The 15640-nt window shown below is 61.8% G+C and carries 15 protein-coding genes and 1 tRNA gene; 9 read left to right on the forward strand and 7 right to left on the reverse strand.

What is annotated here, in order from left to right; genetic code table 11:
• Positions 1-117 precede the first annotated feature (117 nt).
• From JET14_RS16990 to JET14_RS17010, 5 genes are all read left to right on the forward strand, one after another.
• Positions 118-1080 carry a tripartite tricarboxylate transporter substrate binding protein gene (locus JET14_RS16990; protein ID WP_200335028.1) on the forward strand — a complete coding sequence of 321 codons (963 nt, stop codon included), beginning with the start codon at positions 118-120 and terminating at the stop codon, positions 1078-1080.
• A 123-nt stretch (positions 1081-1203) separates the two neighbouring features.
• Complete coding sequence (locus JET14_RS16995) at positions 1204-1707, forward strand: tripartite tricarboxylate transporter TctB family protein (RefSeq protein ID WP_200335030.1); 504 nt, start codon at positions 1204-1206, stop codon at positions 1705-1707.
• A gap of 12 nt (positions 1708-1719) precedes the next feature.
• Positions 1720-3249, forward strand: coding sequence for a tripartite tricarboxylate transporter permease (locus JET14_RS17000; protein ID WP_200335032.1), 1530 nt, complete (start codon positions 1720-1722; stop codon positions 3247-3249).
• Between the two features lie 110 nt (positions 3250-3359).
• Positions 3360-4280, forward strand: a complete 921-nt coding sequence (dapA, locus tag JET14_RS17005) for a 4-hydroxy-tetrahydrodipicolinate synthase (protein ID WP_200335034.1) — start codon at positions 3360-3362, stop codon at positions 4278-4280.
• Between the two features lie 94 nt (positions 4281-4374).
• On the forward strand, positions 4375-5265 hold the full coding sequence (locus JET14_RS17010; RefSeq protein WP_200335036.1) for a dihydrodipicolinate synthase family protein: 891 nt from the start codon (positions 4375-4377) through the stop codon (positions 5263-5265).
• Between the two features lie 198 nt (positions 5266-5463).
• Here JET14_RS17010 and JET14_RS17015 read toward each other — a convergent pair.
• Positions 5464-5548: transfer RNA gene (locus tag JET14_RS17015), tRNA-Leu, on the reverse strand.
• A 185-nt stretch (positions 5549-5733) separates the two neighbouring features.
• Here JET14_RS17015 and JET14_RS17020 point away from each other — a divergent pair.
• From JET14_RS17020 to JET14_RS17030, 3 genes are all read left to right on the forward strand, one after another.
• Complete coding sequence (locus tag JET14_RS17020; protein WP_138747133.1) at positions 5734-6315, forward strand: YqaA family protein; 582 nt, start codon at positions 5734-5736, stop codon at positions 6313-6315.
• 9 nt (positions 6316-6324) lie between these two features.
• Positions 6325-6843, forward strand: coding sequence for a disulfide bond formation protein B (locus tag JET14_RS17025; protein WP_200335038.1), 519 nt, complete (start codon positions 6325-6327; stop codon positions 6841-6843).
• Between the two features lie 106 nt (positions 6844-6949).
• Positions 6950-7897, forward strand: coding sequence for a cation diffusion facilitator family transporter (locus JET14_RS17030; protein WP_200335040.1), 948 nt, complete (start codon positions 6950-6952; stop codon positions 7895-7897).
• A 109-nt stretch (positions 7898-8006) separates the two neighbouring features.
• Here JET14_RS17030 and JET14_RS17035 read toward each other — a convergent pair whose 3' ends face one another.
• From JET14_RS17035 to JET14_RS17060, 6 genes are all read right to left on the reverse strand, one after another.
• Positions 8007-9074, reverse strand: coding sequence for an ABC transporter ATP-binding protein (locus JET14_RS17035; RefSeq protein ID WP_200335042.1), 1068 nt, complete (start codon positions 9072-9074; stop codon positions 8007-8009).
• A gap of 13 nt (positions 9075-9087) precedes the next feature.
• On the reverse strand, positions 9088-9921 hold the full coding sequence (locus JET14_RS17040; RefSeq protein WP_200335044.1) for a carbohydrate ABC transporter permease: 834 nt from the start codon (positions 9919-9921) through the stop codon (positions 9088-9090).
• A gap of 4 nt (positions 9922-9925) precedes the next feature.
• Positions 9926-10849 carry a carbohydrate ABC transporter permease gene (locus tag JET14_RS17045; protein WP_200335046.1) on the reverse strand — a complete coding sequence of 308 codons (924 nt, stop codon included), beginning with the start codon at positions 10847-10849 and terminating at the stop codon, positions 9926-9928.
• 72 nt (positions 10850-10921) lie between these two features.
• On the reverse strand, positions 10922-12175 hold the full coding sequence (locus JET14_RS17050) for an ABC transporter substrate-binding protein (protein ID WP_200335048.1): 1254 nt from the start codon (positions 12173-12175) through the stop codon (positions 10922-10924).
• 39 nt (positions 12176-12214) lie between these two features.
• Positions 12215-13384, reverse strand: a complete 1170-nt coding sequence (locus tag JET14_RS17055) for a PLP-dependent transferase (RefSeq protein ID WP_200335050.1) — start codon at positions 13382-13384, stop codon at positions 12215-12217.
• Complete coding sequence (locus tag JET14_RS17060; RefSeq protein WP_200335052.1) at positions 13381-14094, reverse strand: FadR/GntR family transcriptional regulator; 714 nt, start codon at positions 14092-14094, stop codon at positions 13381-13383. Before JET14_RS17060 ends, JET14_RS17055 begins: the two co-directional genes overlap by 4 nt.
• Before the next feature lie 402 nt (positions 14095-14496).
• Between JET14_RS17060 and JET14_RS17065 the strand changes: the two genes are divergently transcribed.
• Positions 14497-15543 carry a LacI family DNA-binding transcriptional regulator gene (locus JET14_RS17065; protein WP_246750356.1) on the forward strand — a complete coding sequence of 349 codons (1047 nt, stop codon included), beginning with the start codon at positions 14497-14499 and terminating at the stop codon, positions 15541-15543.
• Positions 15544-15640 lie beyond the last annotated feature (97 nt).

A 15640-nucleotide genomic window follows, 5' to 3' on the forward strand; every position in this document is an offset into this window, starting at 1 on the left:
GTTTCCGAGTGGACGGGCGTCGGCGTCGCTGCCCGCGTCTAACAAAAGGGGATTCTGGACCGCAGGGCCTCGTCGGCTCTTTTCGTAACCCAAAGGGAAGATTGGGAGGAGAATTCAATGAATATTCTGAAGACGCTTCTGGCGACGACCGTGGTCGTCGTCGGCGGTATTTCGGCAGCGTGCGCCGAATACCCGGAACGGCCGATCACGCTGATCGTGCCCTGGGGCGCAGGCGGCGGAACGGATGCCACCGGACGGATCCTGGCAACGCTGATGGAAGAAGAGCTGGGCCAGCCGATCAATGTCGTCAACCGCACCGGCGGCGGCAGCGTCATCGGCCACAAGGCAATCGCCGACGCCGATCCCGACGGTTACACGCTGGGCATTATCACCACGGAACTGTCGATGTTCCATTGGCTCGGCACATCCGAACTGACCTACAAGGATTTCACGCCGCTCGGCCTTTATAACGCCGACCCGTCCGCCGTGGTCGTCAGAACGGACGGCCCGTTCGACAGCATGGACGCGCTTACCGCCGCGATCGAGGAAAATGCCGCGGCGATCCGGGCCGGCGGCGCCAATCAGGGCGGAGTCAATCATCTGGCCTATGTCACGCTGGTGAACGAGCTTGACGGCGACAGGGCATTCTGGGTGCCGACCGAAGGCGCCGCTCCTGCCCTGCAATTGCTGGCATCCGGAGCGATCGATGTCGGCGTCGTCCAGCTTCCCGAGGCTCAGGGATTGATCGATGCCGGCGAACTCAAGGCGCTGTCGATCCTCGGCACCGAGCGCGATCCGGCACATCCGGACCTGCCGACCATCAAGGAAAGCACCGGTATCGACTTTCCGATCAATGGCTGGCGAGGCCTCGGCGGGCCAAGCGACCTCCCCGACAACGTCAGCGCGACGCTGATTGAGGTCATGGCCGATGTCGTCAGCAGCCCCGCATTCGCCGACCTGATGGCCAAGCGCTCCTACGGCGTCGTGTGGGAAGGCGGCGACGCCTTCGTCGACTACCTCGCCCAGCGTGACGAGGCCTTCGGCAAGGCCATGAACGCCGCCGGTCTCGTCAAGGACTGACGGACCGGACCGCGCCGCCGAAGGCACTCCATTCAACATCTGAAACTCGGTTCTTTTCGGCCGTATCCCGGCCGGAGTGCCTTCGGCCGTCTGCTCGCGACACCAACGGAAAGGAGTGAGGCCATGAGTGACACCTCACCAGAAGACGACAATGCAGATCGCGTCGCCATCGGCGTTCCGGACACCGTCCTTGGATTGCTTTTTGTGATCGGCGGCGTGGTTCTGGCTGTCACCGGAACGCGGATGGAAGGGCTCGGCGGCATGACGATCGGCGGGGGAACCCTGCCCATCATCATCGGCTGCGCCTTCGTTCTGGCGGGCGGCATCCTGGCGTTTCAGGGACGCGCGGAAATCGCGATGCTGCGTCGTCATGCGGCCGTGCTGTTCAAACGCGAGGATTTCACCTGGTTTCCGGCCACCGTGCTGGTGAGCCTTGGCCTCTATACCCTGCTTCTGGAATCCGTCGGCTTCCTGCCGCTTACCTTCCTGTTCATCCTGCTGATGATCCGCATCGGCGGCGGCGGCCTGGTACGCGGCAGCCTCTATGCAGCATTTCTGACGATGTTCATCTACGTCCTCTTCGTCAACGGACTTCGCGTTCCGTTGCCGGTCGGCATTCTCGGGTGAGGAGAAACGGCCATGCATGTCTTTCTCGAAGCAATCGAACTTGTCATCACGCCCTATACATTGCTGGTGATCTGCGCCGCAGCGACTTTCGGCCTTTTCGTCGGGGCCATTCCCGGCCTCACCGCCACGATGGCGACGGCGCTGCTTGTGCCTTTCTCCTTCTACATGGATCCGGTTCCCGCCATCGCAGCAATCGTGGCCTGCACCACGATGGCCATCATTGCGGGCGACATTCCCGGAGCGTTGATGCGCATTCCCGGCACCCCGGCCTCCGCTGCCTATGTCGACGAGGCCTATGCCATGACCAAGGCCGGCCGGCCGGCGAAGGCGCTGGGCATTTCCATCTGCTCGTCTTCGGTTGGCGGCATGATCGGCTTTGTCGCCCTGCTCTTCATCGCGCCGGCCCTCGGCAAGATCGCACTGCAGTTTTCAAGTTTCGAATATTTCTGGCTGGCCATGCTGGGGCTGTCATGCGCGGCGCTGATCAGTTCGGGAAGCAAGGTCAAGGGTACGCTTTCGCTGCTTCTCGGCCTGTTCATCGCAACCGTCGGCCTCGACCCGCTGACGGCCACGCCCCGCTTTTCCTTCGGCTGGACGGAACTGATGGGCGGCATCAGCTTCATACCGGCCATGATCGGCATGTTCGCCCTGTCCGAAATCCTCCGGCACAAGGCCAGCGAGTCCGGCAAGCGCGAACCGATCATGAAGATCGGCAACCCTCTTGCCGGTATGGTGGGCACGCTTTGGCGTCATAAGTTCAATGTGCTTCGCGGCAGCGCGTTCGGCACGGTGATCGGCGCTCTGCCCGGCGCCGGCGGCGATCTCGGCGCCTGGATTTCCTATGCCATCTCGAAGAAATTCTCGAAAACGCCGGAAAAATTCGGGACCGGACATTCCGAAGGACTGGTAGAGGCCTCCGCGACCAACAATGCCGCGCTGAGTTCGGCGTGGATCCCGGCCATGGTCTTCGGCATTCCCGGCGATGCTGTCACGGCCATTGCCGTAGGTGTTCTGGTGATGAAGGGCATGAATCCGGGCCCGACAATCTTCGTCAACAATCCCCAGAACTTCTACGCGGTCATGATCGTCTTTGCGCTGGCGAACCTGCTGATCATCCCGCTCGGATGGCTTGCCGTACGCTTTTCGCGCTCGATCTTCCGCCTGTCGCGCACCTATCTCAACGCCTCCATTCTCGCCTTCTGCATCGTCGGCTCCTACGCGGTCAACAACTCGGTCTTCGGTGTCGGCGTGATGCTGGCGATGGGCGTGATCGCCTTCATTCTCGAGAGCAAGGGGTTCCCGATCGCTCCAATTATCCTGGGCATCGTGATCGGGCCGCTCGTCGAGAAGAACTTCCTCACATCAATGATCATCGCCGACGGGAACTTCCTAGGCTTCTTCGAACGCCCGATCGCCGCCGGACTGGGCCTCTTCACGATCGCCATCTGGGTGCTGCCCCTGATCGTCAGAGGCGTCAGCCAAACCCGCAAGCTTGCCGGCGCGACCGGCGGGATCGCCAATACCGACCGGGGCTCGCAGTAAGGCGCGAGGAACCGGCAGCACGAAAAGAAAGGAGATGACGGAAAAGCAATACCGACGACACCCCCGTACCGGGACAACCATCGTTTGGAAAACTCCAGAAAGAGACTGAAATGTATAACAAGGACACTTACGGCCGCGTTCTCATCCCGCTCGTCACCCCTTACGGCGAAGACCAGAGCGTCGATCACGGCAAACTCGCGGCCCTCGCAACCCATCTGGTCGACAACGGCTTTGCCGACTCGCTTATCCTGTCAGGCACCACCGGCGAGTTTCACACACAGACATTCGCCGAACGGGTCGCCATTCTCGAAACGGTCAAAAAGGCGGTCGGCGGCCGCGTTCCGCTGATCGCCGGCGTCGGCTGCACCTCGACGATCGAAACGATCGCGCTCGGCAAGGAAGCAGAGAAGCTGGGCTTCGACACGGTCATGGTCGTAGCGCCCTACTACACCAAGCCGGCGCAGCAGGAGATCCACAACCACTTCGTCAAGGTTTCCGAATCGCTTCCGGCCCTCAACATCATGCTCTACAACATTCCGATCTTCACCGGCGTCAACATTGACCCCGATACGGTCGGCAAGCTTGCAGCGCTCGACAATATCGTGGCCATCAAGGAGGAGGCAGAACTCAATCCCAAACAAATGACCGCTTTCCTCAACGCCACGCCGGAAGACTTCATCGTCTATAATGGCGACGACACCATGGTTCTCGAAGCCTTCACGCAAGGCGGCGAAAAGCGGATCGGCGGTGTCGTATCCGGAGCTTCCCACGTAGTCGGCGACTATATTCGCAAGATGATCGACACTTTTCTGGCAGGCAATATTGCCGAGGCCGCGGCGATGCAGCGCAAGCTCTATCCGTTGCTGAAGGTCATGGGAATCAACGGTCGCACGAACCCGGTATGCCTCTGGAAAGAGGCCATCCGTCTGACCGGCGGGGATGCAGGCCTGCCGCGCCTGCCCCTGACCCCGGGCACGCCAGAAGAAGTCGAAGCTGTTCGAAAAGCCCTTTCCGACTTCGGCATCCTCTGACGCAACCACCGGGAGAGGACGCTGGCGGGCGTCCTCTTCTGGAGCCCCGAACCGATTTGACACAGCCAGCTGCAAGGCCACAGGACAACAGATAATGAAAAAAGGTACATCATTCCACGGGATCATTCCACCCGTCGTCTCGACCTTCACCAGAGACGAGGAGATCGATACGGCACTCTATCGCCGCGAGGTTCGCTACCTGCTGGATGCGGGCGTCCATGGCATTTCGCCCGGCGGGAGCACCGGCGAGGGCGCGGCCCTCACAAATGCCGAGCTGGTGCAGATGATCGAGATCATCAAATCGGAAAACCGTGCGGGCGTTCCCATCGTCGCCGGCGTCGCCCGCTGCTCCACCGCTGCGGCGATCGAAACCGCTATGGCGGCCAAGAAGGCCGGCGCGGATGCGCTTATGGTCACGCCGACATTCTACAATGTCCTGGTGCCGGACGCGGCCGGCAACAAGCGCTTTTACGGCGCAATTTCCGAGGCGGTCGGCCTGCCGATCATCATCTACAACGTCGTGCCGCAAAACGAGATCTCGTCCGAACTCTTTTCCGAGCTGCTCGACATCGAAAATGTCATCGGCGTCAAACAGAGCGTCGGCGGCATCATGGCCATGTACGACATGCGGATCGCCTGCGGCGACCGCGGCATGGTTTATGCCGCGACCGACGAAATGCTCCATTCCTGTTTCGCGCTCGGCGCCGATGGCGCGATCTCTGCCATTCTGGCGCTTTTCCCCCGCCTTTCGGTTCGCATGTGGGACCTGACGCGGGCCGGAAAATACGACGAGGCGCTCAAGATTCAAAATCGCCTCTATCCCCTCTGGAAGATCGTGCGCGGACCGCAATTTCCCGCCCGCATGAAGGCCGCAGCTGGGCTTCTCGGGCGCGATTGCGGCTTCTCGAAAAGCCCGATGTCCGACGTGCCGGAAGAACTGGTCGACCGGATGTCGGCAATTCTGAAAGGCGTGAAAGACGAATAGATACAGGAGATATTGCATGAAGCGGTGATGACAGGGGCAACCCGGAACTTTCAGGGGCTACCGGGGGCCGGCGCGGGGACACGAGCGCATGATTTGCGAGAATTGGAGTTTCTTGCCCATGACCTTGAGGGGGTATTCAGGGGAAATGAAAGCACCCCTTCCTCCAAGTCATTATTTCTATTGAAAAAATAGAAAAAGTGGTGCCCCTTGCCGGAATCGAACCAGCACTCCTTTCGGAACCTGATTTTGAGTCAGGCGCGTCTACCAGTTCCGCCAAAGGGGCCCGCCGGCCGAGACCGGGTTGGGGCGAAATATACGGGGTACGGCCGTTGCGTCAACCGGGATTTTGATCCGGATCATGCGAAAAGCCGGCATCACGCCGTAGTGAAGAATGGACAAGCGGCGCGGGATTTACCATCCTCCGGCAATATTCTAAATCCCTATCGCCAATCATTTCCGGATCATCCCATGTTGCGCCGCCTTTACAACTGGACACTCTCCCTTGCCGCGACGCGCCACGCCGAACGCGCGCTCTTTGCCGTTTCCTTCGCCGAAAGCTCGTTTTTTCCCATCCCGCCGGATGTGCTGATGATCCCGATGGTGATCGCAAAACCGCTGAAATGGGTGCGTATTGCTCTCATCTGCACGCTGGCCTCGATCCTCGGCGCGATCGGCGGCTACCTGATCGGCATGTTCCTGTTTGAGGCCGTCGGCCAGCCGATCCTCGCCTTTTACGGCAAGGAGCACTCCTTCGAACAGATCGCCGAATGGTACAACACCTGGGGCGGCTGGGGCGTCCTCTTTGCCGCAATTACCCCCTTCCCCTACAAGGTGCTGACGATCTTTTCCGGCGCGACCGGGCTCAATTTCGGCATCTTCCTCCTGGTCAGCGTCATCGGCCGCTCGTTCCGCTTCTTCCTGATCGCCTTTCTGCTCAACCGCTACGGCGTGCCGATTCGCGATTTCATCGAGAAATATCTCGGCATTCTCTTCACCGTTTTCGTCGTGCTGCTGTTCGGCGGATTCTACCTCGTCAAATACGTCTTCTAGGTTCATCCCATGCTCCCCCGCTTCATCACAGACAATCGCCTCGTCATCAGCCTCGTTCTGGTGACGCTCGGCATGGCCGTCTCGGTGCTATCTGCCCTCGGCTTCGAGCATATCGGCGGTTACATTCCCTGCCATCTCTGCCTTCTGGAGCGTAAACCCTATTATATCGGCGTGCCCGTCGGCATTGTCGGGCTTCTTGCCGTCCGTTTCGGCTTTCTGCCGCGCCTCATCGGCAGACTGGCGCTCCTCGTCATCGCCGGGCTGATGGTCTGGGGCATGGTGATGGGCATCTATCATTCCGGCGTCGAATGGCACTGGTGGGCAGGACCTTCGGATTGCTCGGGCTCGCTTTCCGGCATGACCACCGATGCAAGTTCGCTGCTGGCCGATCTCAACCGCGTGACCGGCCCGAAATGCGACGAGGCGGCGCTGCGCGTGCTCGGCCTGTCCTTTGCCGGCTGGAACGTCGTCGTCAGCGTCATCATCGCGGCCATCGCGCTCTGGGGCGTCCGCAGGACGACGCAGTAGCGTCACGGCAGAAGTCCGGGCGTATTTTTCACGCCCGGTCCCCTTGATCCTCACCCCGCTATAGCTTCTACATTCATCTCCATCTCAACCATGGAGGCAGCAAAGCATGTCGGGGCATCATCACGCGCACGGTCACGGCGGCCACGAGGGGCATGGCGGGCACGGGCATTCCCATGCGCCGAAAAGCTTCGGCCGCGCCTTTGCCATCGGCATTTCCCTCAACATCATCTATGTGGCGCTGGAGGCGGTTTTCGGCGTCATCACCGGGTCGCTGGCGCTTCTGGCCGATGCCGGGCACAATCTTTCCGACGTTCTGGGACTCGTGCTAGCCTGGGGCGCGATCTGGCTTGCGGCGAAACCGCCGGGCGGCATCCGCACCTACGGCTTCAAGCGCGCGCCGATCCTGGCCTCCCTTGCAAATGCCATCATCCTGATCGTCGCCGTCGGCGCCATCAGCTGGGAGGCGATCGGCCGGTTCTTCACGCCCGAGCCGATCGAGACCGGCACGGTGATTTGGGTGGCAGCCGCCGGCGTGCTGGTCAACGGCTTCACCGCCTTTCTGTTTGCCTCCGGCAGCAAATCGGACATCAACATTCGCGGCGCCTATCTTCATATGGCCGCCGATGCCGGCGTGACCGTCGGCGTCATCATCGCGGCTATCGTCATCAGCTTCACCGGCTGGGACTGGATCGATCCGGCCGTGAGCCTCCTTATCGGCATCGTCATCCTGGTCGGCACCTGGGGCCTGTTGCGCGATTCCACCCGCCTTGCCATGGACGCAGTGCCCGCCGGCATCGACATCGACGAGGTGCGCAGGCTTCTCGAAGGGGCCGACGGCGTCGACGAGGTCCACGACCTCCATATCTGGGCGCTCAGCACCACAGAAACGGCGCTGACGGCGCATATCGTCTGCGCCGAGGGCTATCACCGCCCCCTGCTCACCTCGCTTCCAGAAGAGCTGCAAGAGCATTTCAAAATTGGCCATACCACACTGCAGATCGAAACCGCAGACACGGCCGAAAAATGCAGGCTGCGCCCCCCGGACGTGGTCTAAAGCGTTTCCAGGGCATTTCGCAATCGGATGGAACCATCTGACGCCCGCGAAAATGCGTCAAAACAAATGGGCAACGTGATTCCGCGTTTCCATGAAAGGCGGAACCGATCTAGACGCGATCTCCGTCCCGATCAAAGAAGTGGAGACGGTCGGGCGGAAGCGACACCGTGATCTCGCCATCGAACTGAAGCGCGGCCCGGTCCTGGGTGAACATCTTGAGATCCTGACCTCCGACATCGAGATGCACAATGATGCCGAAACCGGTCGGCTCGATGAGTTGGGTTTCGGCGGTGACAGCAGCGCTTTCCGCCGAACGCGCGACATGTTCCGGGCGGATGCCAAGCGTCATGGCGCTGCCATCCTCCATGCCGGGGCGCACCGGGAGCGCCACCTCGACGCCGCGATCGAGCGCCAGCACCGGCCCGTTCTCCTTCAGCCTCAGTTGACCCTCAAGAAAGTTCATGCCGGGCGAGCCGATGAAACCCGCGACAAAGCGGTTGACGGGGCGGTCGTAGAGATCGAGCGGGCTTCCCACCTGCTGGACGACGCCGCCATTCATGGCGACGATCCGGTCGGCAAGCGTCATCGCCTCAATCTGGTCGTGGGTCACGTAGATCGAGGTGGCGCCGATATTCTTGTGGAGCTGCTTGATTTCGGCGCGCATCTGCTCGCGCAGGCGCGCGTCCAGATTCGACAGCGGCTCGTCGAACAGGAAGGCCTTCGGCTCGCGCACGATGGCGCGCCCCATGGCGACGCGCTGGCGCTGGCCGCCGGACAGCGCGCGCGGGCGGCGTTCGAGAAGCGGATCGAGGCCGAGGGTCGTCGCCGCCCTGCCGACAACGGACTTGATAGTTTTGCGCGGCGTTCTGCGCAGGCGCAGGCTGTAGCTCATATTGTCGGCGACGCTCATATGCGGGTAAAGCGCGTAGGACTGGAACACCATGGCGATATCGCGATCCTTGGGCGCCAGATCGTTGACCCGCCTGCCGGCAATGGCGATATCGCCGCCGGTAATCTCCTCAAGTCCGGCAATCATGCGCAACAGCGTCGATTTACCACAACCGGAAGGGCCGACAAGAACGACGAATTCGCCATCCTCGATGTTGAGGTCGACGCCGTGGAGCACCGGGGTTCTGCCATAGCTCTTGCGCACGTCCGATATATCGATGGAAGCCATTTTGGAAGTCCTTTCAGCCTTTGACGGCGCCTGCGGTCAGGCCTTTGACGAGATAGCGCTGGATTGCCAGGAAGAAGATGCAGGCGGGTATGAGGGCGAGCACGCCGGCGGCCATCATCTGACCGAAGTCGACGGAGAACTTGGACACGAAGGTGAGCAGGCCGACCGGAAAGGTCGCCGCGCTGTTGCCCGAAATCAGCATCAGGGCAAACAGAAGCTCGCTCCAGGCCGCGGTGAAGACGAAGCCGAGCGTGGCGGCGATGCCCGGCAGGGTGAGCGGCAGGATGATCTGGCGAAACGCCTTGAACCGCGTGGCCCCGTCGATCATCGCCGCTTCCTCGAGGTCCTTCGGAATGCCGTCGAAGAAGGATTGCATCAGGAAGGTGGCGAAGGGCACGTTGAAGGCGGTATAGACGATGATCAGGCCCGCCAGCGTGTCGGTCAGCCCGAGCGGCGACAGAAGCTTGAAGATCGGCGCCACCAGCATGACCAGCGGAAACATCTGGGTGATCAGCAACAACGCCACGATCCAGTATTTGGTCTTGAAGGCAAAGCGCGACAGCGCATAGCCGGCGAGCGAGGCAACGATGGTGACGGCGATGGCGGTGGAGCCGGAAACGATGACGCTGTTTCTGAAGAACAGCGGGAAATCGGAATGACGCAGCACGAAGTCGAAATGTTCGAACGTCATGCGCGACGGCCACATCCGGACCCCTTCGCTGTAGAGCAGCCTGTTGGGCGTTACCGCCACTTTCAACAGCCAGTAGAGCGGGAACAGCGCAAAGGCGACATAGGCGAGGATTGCGAGGCGGTGGGCTGCCGTGAGGGCTATTCTTTTCGGTCGCATCGTCTCAGCCCTTGTTCAGCAATGTCTGGCGCAAAAGGATGATCAGCAGGGCATAGGCCAGAAGCAGCACCAGCAGCACGAGCGCAATCGCCGAGGCATAGCCGAAATCGAGCTTGCGGAAGGCCTGGGTGAAGATGTAGCTCGCCACGATCTGGGTGCGGTTTGCCGGCCCGCCGGAGGTCATCACCACGATGAGATCGGCGAAATTGGCAATCCAGACCGTGCGCAACAGGATGGTGATCGCCATGGTCGGCGCCAGAAACGGCAAGGTGATCGATAGGAACCGCTGCACCGGGCCCGCCCCGTCGATGGCCGCGGCCTCGTAGAGATCGCGCGGGATCGATTGAAGCGCCGCCAGCATGGTGATGGCAAAGAAGGGAATGCCCCACCAGACATTGGCGGCGATCGGCCCCCACATGGCAAGCGCCGGGTCGGAGAGAATGTTTTCCGGTTCGGCCATCAGGCCGAGCGCATGAAACCAGTGCGGCAGCGGACCGATGACCGGATTGAAGAGCCAGGCCCAGTTGAGGCCGGCGAGAAAGGTCGGCACGGCCCAGGGCAGGAAGACCAGCGCCTGAACCAGTCCGCGTCCGTAAAACGGTTTGTCGAGCAGGAGCGCCAGGATGAGACCGAGGACGAACTGCAGGAAAACGGATGCGCCGGTCCACCAAAGCGTGTTGCCGAGCGCGCGGCGAAAGGCCTTGTCCCCGGCAAGCGCCTGAAAATGATCCAGCCCGATGAAGCCGCCAGAAAACGGATTGAGAAGCTGGATATCGCGGAAGGCATAGGAAATGCCCACGACAAGCGGAACCAGGATCACCGCGGCGATCAGAAAGAGTGCCGGAGCGCTGTAGAGATAGGGCTCGAGAAACGCGCTTGCCCGCTTCGCCAGTGGTTTCCTGGCACGGTTGTTCACCGCGTCGGTCATCGTCTGTCCTTTGAATGATCGAAGAAAGGCGACGGCCGGCAGCGGTCTCCCACAGCCGGCCGTGCGGATGCGCTACTTGGCAAGGTGCTTCTTCTGCGCCTTGGTCAGGTAGTCGGCCCACTCATCGGCCATTTCCTGTGCGGTGATTTCGCCGAGCAGGGCCTGCTGCGAGGTCGAGATGGACAACGAATCCTTGAAGAAGCCGAATTCCTCGAGATAGGTCGGCATCACGGTCGGCACGGCATCCGGGTCGTTCAGTTCCTCGAACCAGCCGGCAAATTGCGGGCTGTCATAGAACGGATCCTCCTCGGCCGCCTTCTGCACGGGAAGCGCGCCGGTGCGCTTGTTCCAGGCAACATTGCCTTCCGGGCCCTCGAGTGTGGCGATCAGCTTCCAGGCGAGGTCCTTGTTCTCGGAGGCCGACATCATCGACCAGCCGGCATAACCGATGGTCGGGAAGGTCTTGCCGGACGGGCCCTTCGGCATGGTCGTCACGCCGTAATCGCTCTCGTCCATGTGCTCGGCAATGGCAATCAGCGCATCGGGGTCCTGGTCCAGGAAGGCGCAGGTGCCGGAATAGAAGCCGGCGACGATCTCGTTGAAGCCCCAATTGACCGAATCCTTCGGCGCGTAGCCGTTCTGATAGAGGTCGATCAGCCACTGGAAGCCCTCGACCCAGCCTTCCTGATTGGCCGTGGAGGTGCCGTCTTCCTCGAAGAACACGTTGGAGCCGGCCATGTCGGCGCCGTACATCAGCCAGCCATTCAGCCCGCCGGCGCCGCCGCGCAGGCAGTAGCCATATTTGCCGTCCAGTTCGGAGATCTTCGCCGAGGCTTCCGTGAATTCGGCAAGCGTGGCCGGCGGCTCGGAGATGCCGGCGGCTTCCAGCAGGTTCTTGTTGTAGAACATGGCGCGCAGATAAAAGCCGTAGGGCAGCATATAGGCCGTGCCGTCAACCTCGCGACCGAGCTCCAGCGCCCGGTCCGTCAGGTCATCGGTATATTCCCAGTCGGCGAGATAGGGTTCGAGGCTTTCCAGCATGCCGTTATTGGCATAAAGCGAAACCCAGGAATCCGGCATCTCGACCACATCCGGAATATTGCCGGCGGAGACCATGGTGGCGAACTTCTGGAAGGCCTCGCCCCAGGGCAACGAAATGATCTCGACATCGGTACCCGGATTGGCTTCCTCGAAACGCGCGACGATCGATTCCAGCGTTTCTGTTCTGGCCGGGCTGGTGATGACCTCGACCAGGGTGAGTGTTTCGGCATGGGCGGCAGACGCCATGAGCGCCGAAAGGCATGTGGCTGTGAGCAGTTTCTTCATTTCCATTCCCCTTGCTTTTTGCTTCTATGCGTTGAAGTCTCAGTTTTTTGCGGCCTCGAAGGCCGCCTCGAGGTCGCGCCAGAGCGCTTCCGTGCCCTCCAGCCCGACATGAATGCGCACGGAGCGCGGATCGAGGCCGAAAGCGCGCGCCGAATTCGGCTGCGCCTTCTGCGCCAGAACCACCTCTCCGGGCACGATCAGGCTTTCATGACCGCCCCAGCTTACGCCGAGCTTGAACAGCGAGAGCCGGTCGCAGAAGGCCTTGATGTCGATGCGCTCGGAAAGGTGGAAGGAAAACAGGCCGGAGGTTCCCGAAAGCCCGGGCGGAAGCCGGTTTTTCAGACCTGGATGACAGACCCTGGTGACGTCCTCGCGGGCGGCGAGCCGCCTGGCGATTTCAAGCGCGGAGGCCTCATGCGCCTTCATCCGGATGGCAAGCGTTCTCAGTCCGCGCGTCAGAAGCCAGGCATCGAAGGGGGCAAGCTTGCCGCCGAGATAGGACAGCGCCTCCCCGCGCAGCCGCCCGACCATCTCCTTCGAACCGGCGACGACGCCGGCGACGACATCGCTGTGGCCGGAGATATACTTGGAGGCCGAATGGAGAACGAGATCGACGCCAAGCGTGAGCGGCTGCTGGAAAACGGGGCTCGCCCAGGAATTATCGATCACCGAGATCGCGCCATGTTTTTTGGCGATCGCCGCCAGCGCGCCGACATCGTGGGCCTCCATTTCCCAGCTCGTCGGGCTTTCCATATAGAAAAGCTTCGCGCCGGACAGCGCCGCATCGACCGCTTCAAGGTCCAGTCCGTCTACATACTCGACCTCGATCTTCATCCGCTTCAGTATGGTGCCGAACAGCCGGTAGGCATCGGGATAGACATTGCGCACGGCGACGATCCGGTCTCCCGGCTCAACGAAAGTGATGATCGCCGCCGAAATCGCCGCCATCCCGCTGGCAAAGCCCACCGCGTCCTCCGCCTTTTCCATGCGCGCCAGCATTTCCTCGAACACCCTGACCGTCGGGTTCGCGGCGCGCGAATAGACGAAACGCTCCTTCCGCCCGGCATAGGTGTCCATCATCTCGTCGTAGTTATCGAAGGTGAACAGCGATGTCTGCACGATCGGCGGAACGACGGCGCCGAAGGCATGACCCTCGTCATGGGCGCCGATCAGCGCGATTTCGTCGGCTTGGGAGAGGCCGTCATTCATTTGGACATTTCCTTGATGTCTTCCTCGACGACGTCGAGGATCTTCAGTGTTTCCCGCCGCGCGGCCTCGGTATCCTGGGCGACGATGGCGTTGAACAAGGTGCGGTGATAGGGAAAGGACCGGCGGGCGAAATCCGGGCGGTCGAAGGGCTCGGCCCAGAATTTCTCGAACGCCTCGCGCATCTGCTCCAGAAGCTGGCGGAACAGGGGATTGTGCGTGGCATCGTAGATCGCCAGATGCAGTTCAAGGTCTTCCGGCCCGGACGTGCCCTTGGACAGGTGCACGCGCTCCATTGCGTCGAGCTTTTCCTCGATGATCTTCAGGTCCGCGGCGGTGCGGCGCCGCGCTGCCGCCATGGCGGCCTCGGCCTCGATGCCGCGGCGCACTTCCAGCGTCTGCAGCAAAGCGTCACGGAGATTGACCGCGTTGAGGGACAACGGCATGTGGATTGTGGCCGACGAGATCGGCTTGAGCAGAAACGTGCCGCTGCCCTTGCGTGTCTCCATCACGCCGAGCGACTGAAAATGCCGGATCACCTCGCGAATGGTCGAACGCCCGACGCCGAGCGCCGCCATCAGCTCGCGTTCGGCCGGGATACGGTCGCCGGGCATCAAGCCGGAGCGCGACACATAGTCCACCAGCGCGTCAGCGACCTGTCGCACGCGGCTTACCGGTGCAAGCGGCATGATGGCGGGCTTTTCATCGTTCATGCGTCAGCCATGCTGCCGGTAAGGCGTGAGAAACCGTTCCCGCAACGACAATGCCCTGCGTGGCGCCAGACGGAGCAAGCCCCGTTTCAGACCGGTCTCCCCAAGAAGCCTTTCGGCGTTCCCCAGTTATTGGTTGTTAAATTGGTCTGACATCATAGCAAAGCAAACAGCGCGCTCTGTCAAGAGGCGAAACGATGACCTCCCGGTCTGCCGTCGCGCGGCAAGACCGTTTCGACACCTCGCGGCTTGAAGCGGACTTGCCGCGCGACGGTTTGCGGATGCCGGCATTCCTCGCTTGACAGTCTCCAATGTCTGTGCAAACTTGATTGCGCAAACGATAAACCACGAATGAGAAAACGCTTGCTCATGGTATTTAATTGTTTGCCTCAGGGAGGACGAACCGTGGCGGACAGGGTCTCGAAGCTGCAATCGGCAAGCGCTTACCAGCGCGCCACGATCCGTGATGTCGCGGCGAAGTCCAATGTCAGCGTGACGACCGCCTCGCGCGCACTCAACGGCACGGGCCGCATGTCGGAAGAAACGCGCGCACGCGTGCGCTCCGCCGCGGCAGAGCTTGACTACAGGCCGAACTCGATCGCCCGCGGCCTCGTCCAGCAGCGCTCCTTCACGCTCGGTCTTCTGACGAACGACACATACGGACGCTTCACGTTGCCGGTGGCCGCCGGCCTTTCCGCCGCCATGGCAGACCGGGGCGTCTCGGTTTTCCTCAGCGCCGGAAAATACGAGCCCGAAAGCCTGAAACTCAATCTCGGCGCCATGGAGGAAAAGCGGGTCGACGGACTGGTGATAACCGGCAAGCGCATCGATCGCGGCCTGCCGATCGACCTGCCGCCGCTCGGCATGCCGGTCGTTTATGTCTATGCCGCCGCGCCGGAGGGAGCGGTCAGCTTCGTTCCGGACGACACCAACGCGGCGCAGGATGCGGTACGGCACCTGATCGGCCTCGGACGCCGGAAGATCGCGCATATCACCGGGCCGCTGGACTTCAAGGCCGCGCATCTGCGCGAAGCCGGGTGGCGCGCCGCCCTGGAAGAGACCGGGCTCGCCCCCTTCGGAAAGGCGATCTTCTCGGCCTGGACGGAAGCGCACGGCTACGACACTGCGCATGCGCTGATCGAGGCCGGAGAGCGTCCGGATGCGATCTTCTGCGGCAACGACCAGATCGCCCGCGGCGTGATCGACGCCTTCGCATTGATGGGTATCCGCGTGCCCGACGACATCGCGATTGTCGGCTTCGACAATTGGGAAGTCTTTGCCAAGGCGACGCGGCCGCCGTTGACCACGGTGGATATGGGCCTTCCGGGCCTCGGGAGAAGCGCGGGTCTTGCGCTTCTCGACATGATTGACGGCAAGGAGGTCGAGCCGGGCGTGCGCGAGACGCCCTGCAGGCTCGTCGTCAGACAATCCTGCGGCGCAAGACCGGACTGAGGACTGCGCCGGGACCCCGCCCCGCCAACAAGGCAGACCGGCCGAAGGGCCGGCTCCAGGGGAGGAGATCGCGCATACTGCGCAAACGTTAGCTCAG

The organism is Martelella lutilitoris, assembly GCF_016598595.1.
GTDB lineage: Bacteria > Pseudomonadota > Alphaproteobacteria > Rhizobiales > Rhizobiaceae > Martelella > Martelella lutilitoris_A.

What these genes read in the sequence shown, in the direction of transcription:
- JET14_RS16990 (WP_200335028.1), top strand. Translation starts at nt 118, where the DNA reads ATGAATATTCTGAAGACGCTTCTGGCGACGACCGTGGTCGTCGTCGGC.
- JET14_RS16995 (WP_200335030.1), top strand. Translation starts at nt 1,204, where the DNA reads ATGAGTGACACCTCACCAGAAGACGACAATGCAGATCGCGTCGCCATC.
- JET14_RS17000 (WP_200335032.1), top strand. Translation starts at nt 1,720, where the DNA reads ATGCATGTCTTTCTCGAAGCAATCGAACTTGTCATCACGCCCTATACA.
- dapA (WP_200335034.1), top strand. Translation starts at nt 3,360, where the DNA reads ATGTATAACAAGGACACTTACGGCCGCGTTCTCATCCCGCTCGTCACC.
- JET14_RS17010 (WP_200335036.1), top strand. Translation starts at nt 4,375, where the DNA reads ATGAAAAAAGGTACATCATTCCACGGGATCATTCCACCCGTCGTCTCG.
- JET14_RS17020 (WP_138747133.1), top strand. Translation starts at nt 5,734, where the DNA reads ATGTTGCGCCGCCTTTACAACTGGACACTCTCCCTTGCCGCGACGCGC.
- JET14_RS17025 (WP_200335038.1), top strand. Translation starts at nt 6,325, where the DNA reads ATGCTCCCCCGCTTCATCACAGACAATCGCCTCGTCATCAGCCTCGTT.
- JET14_RS17030 (WP_200335040.1), top strand. Translation starts at nt 6,950, where the DNA reads ATGTCGGGGCATCATCACGCGCACGGTCACGGCGGCCACGAGGGGCAT.
- JET14_RS17035 (WP_200335042.1), bottom strand. Translation starts at nt 9,074, where the DNA reads ATGGCTTCCATCGATATATCGGACGTGCGCAAGAGCTATGGCAGAACC.
- JET14_RS17040 (WP_200335044.1), bottom strand. Translation starts at nt 9,921, where the DNA reads ATGCGACCGAAAAGAATAGCCCTCACGGCAGCCCACCGCCTCGCAATC.
- JET14_RS17045 (WP_200335046.1), bottom strand. Translation starts at nt 10,849, where the DNA reads ATGACCGACGCGGTGAACAACCGTGCCAGGAAACCACTGGCGAAGCGG.
- JET14_RS17050 (WP_200335048.1), bottom strand. Translation starts at nt 12,175, where the DNA reads ATGAAGAAACTGCTCACAGCCACATGCCTTTCGGCGCTCATGGCGTCT.
- JET14_RS17055 (WP_200335050.1), bottom strand. Translation starts at nt 13,384, where the DNA reads ATGAATGACGGCCTCTCCCAAGCCGACGAAATCGCGCTGATCGGCGCC.
- JET14_RS17060 (WP_200335052.1), bottom strand. Translation starts at nt 14,094, where the DNA reads ATGAACGATGAAAAGCCCGCCATCATGCCGCTTGCACCGGTAAGCCGC.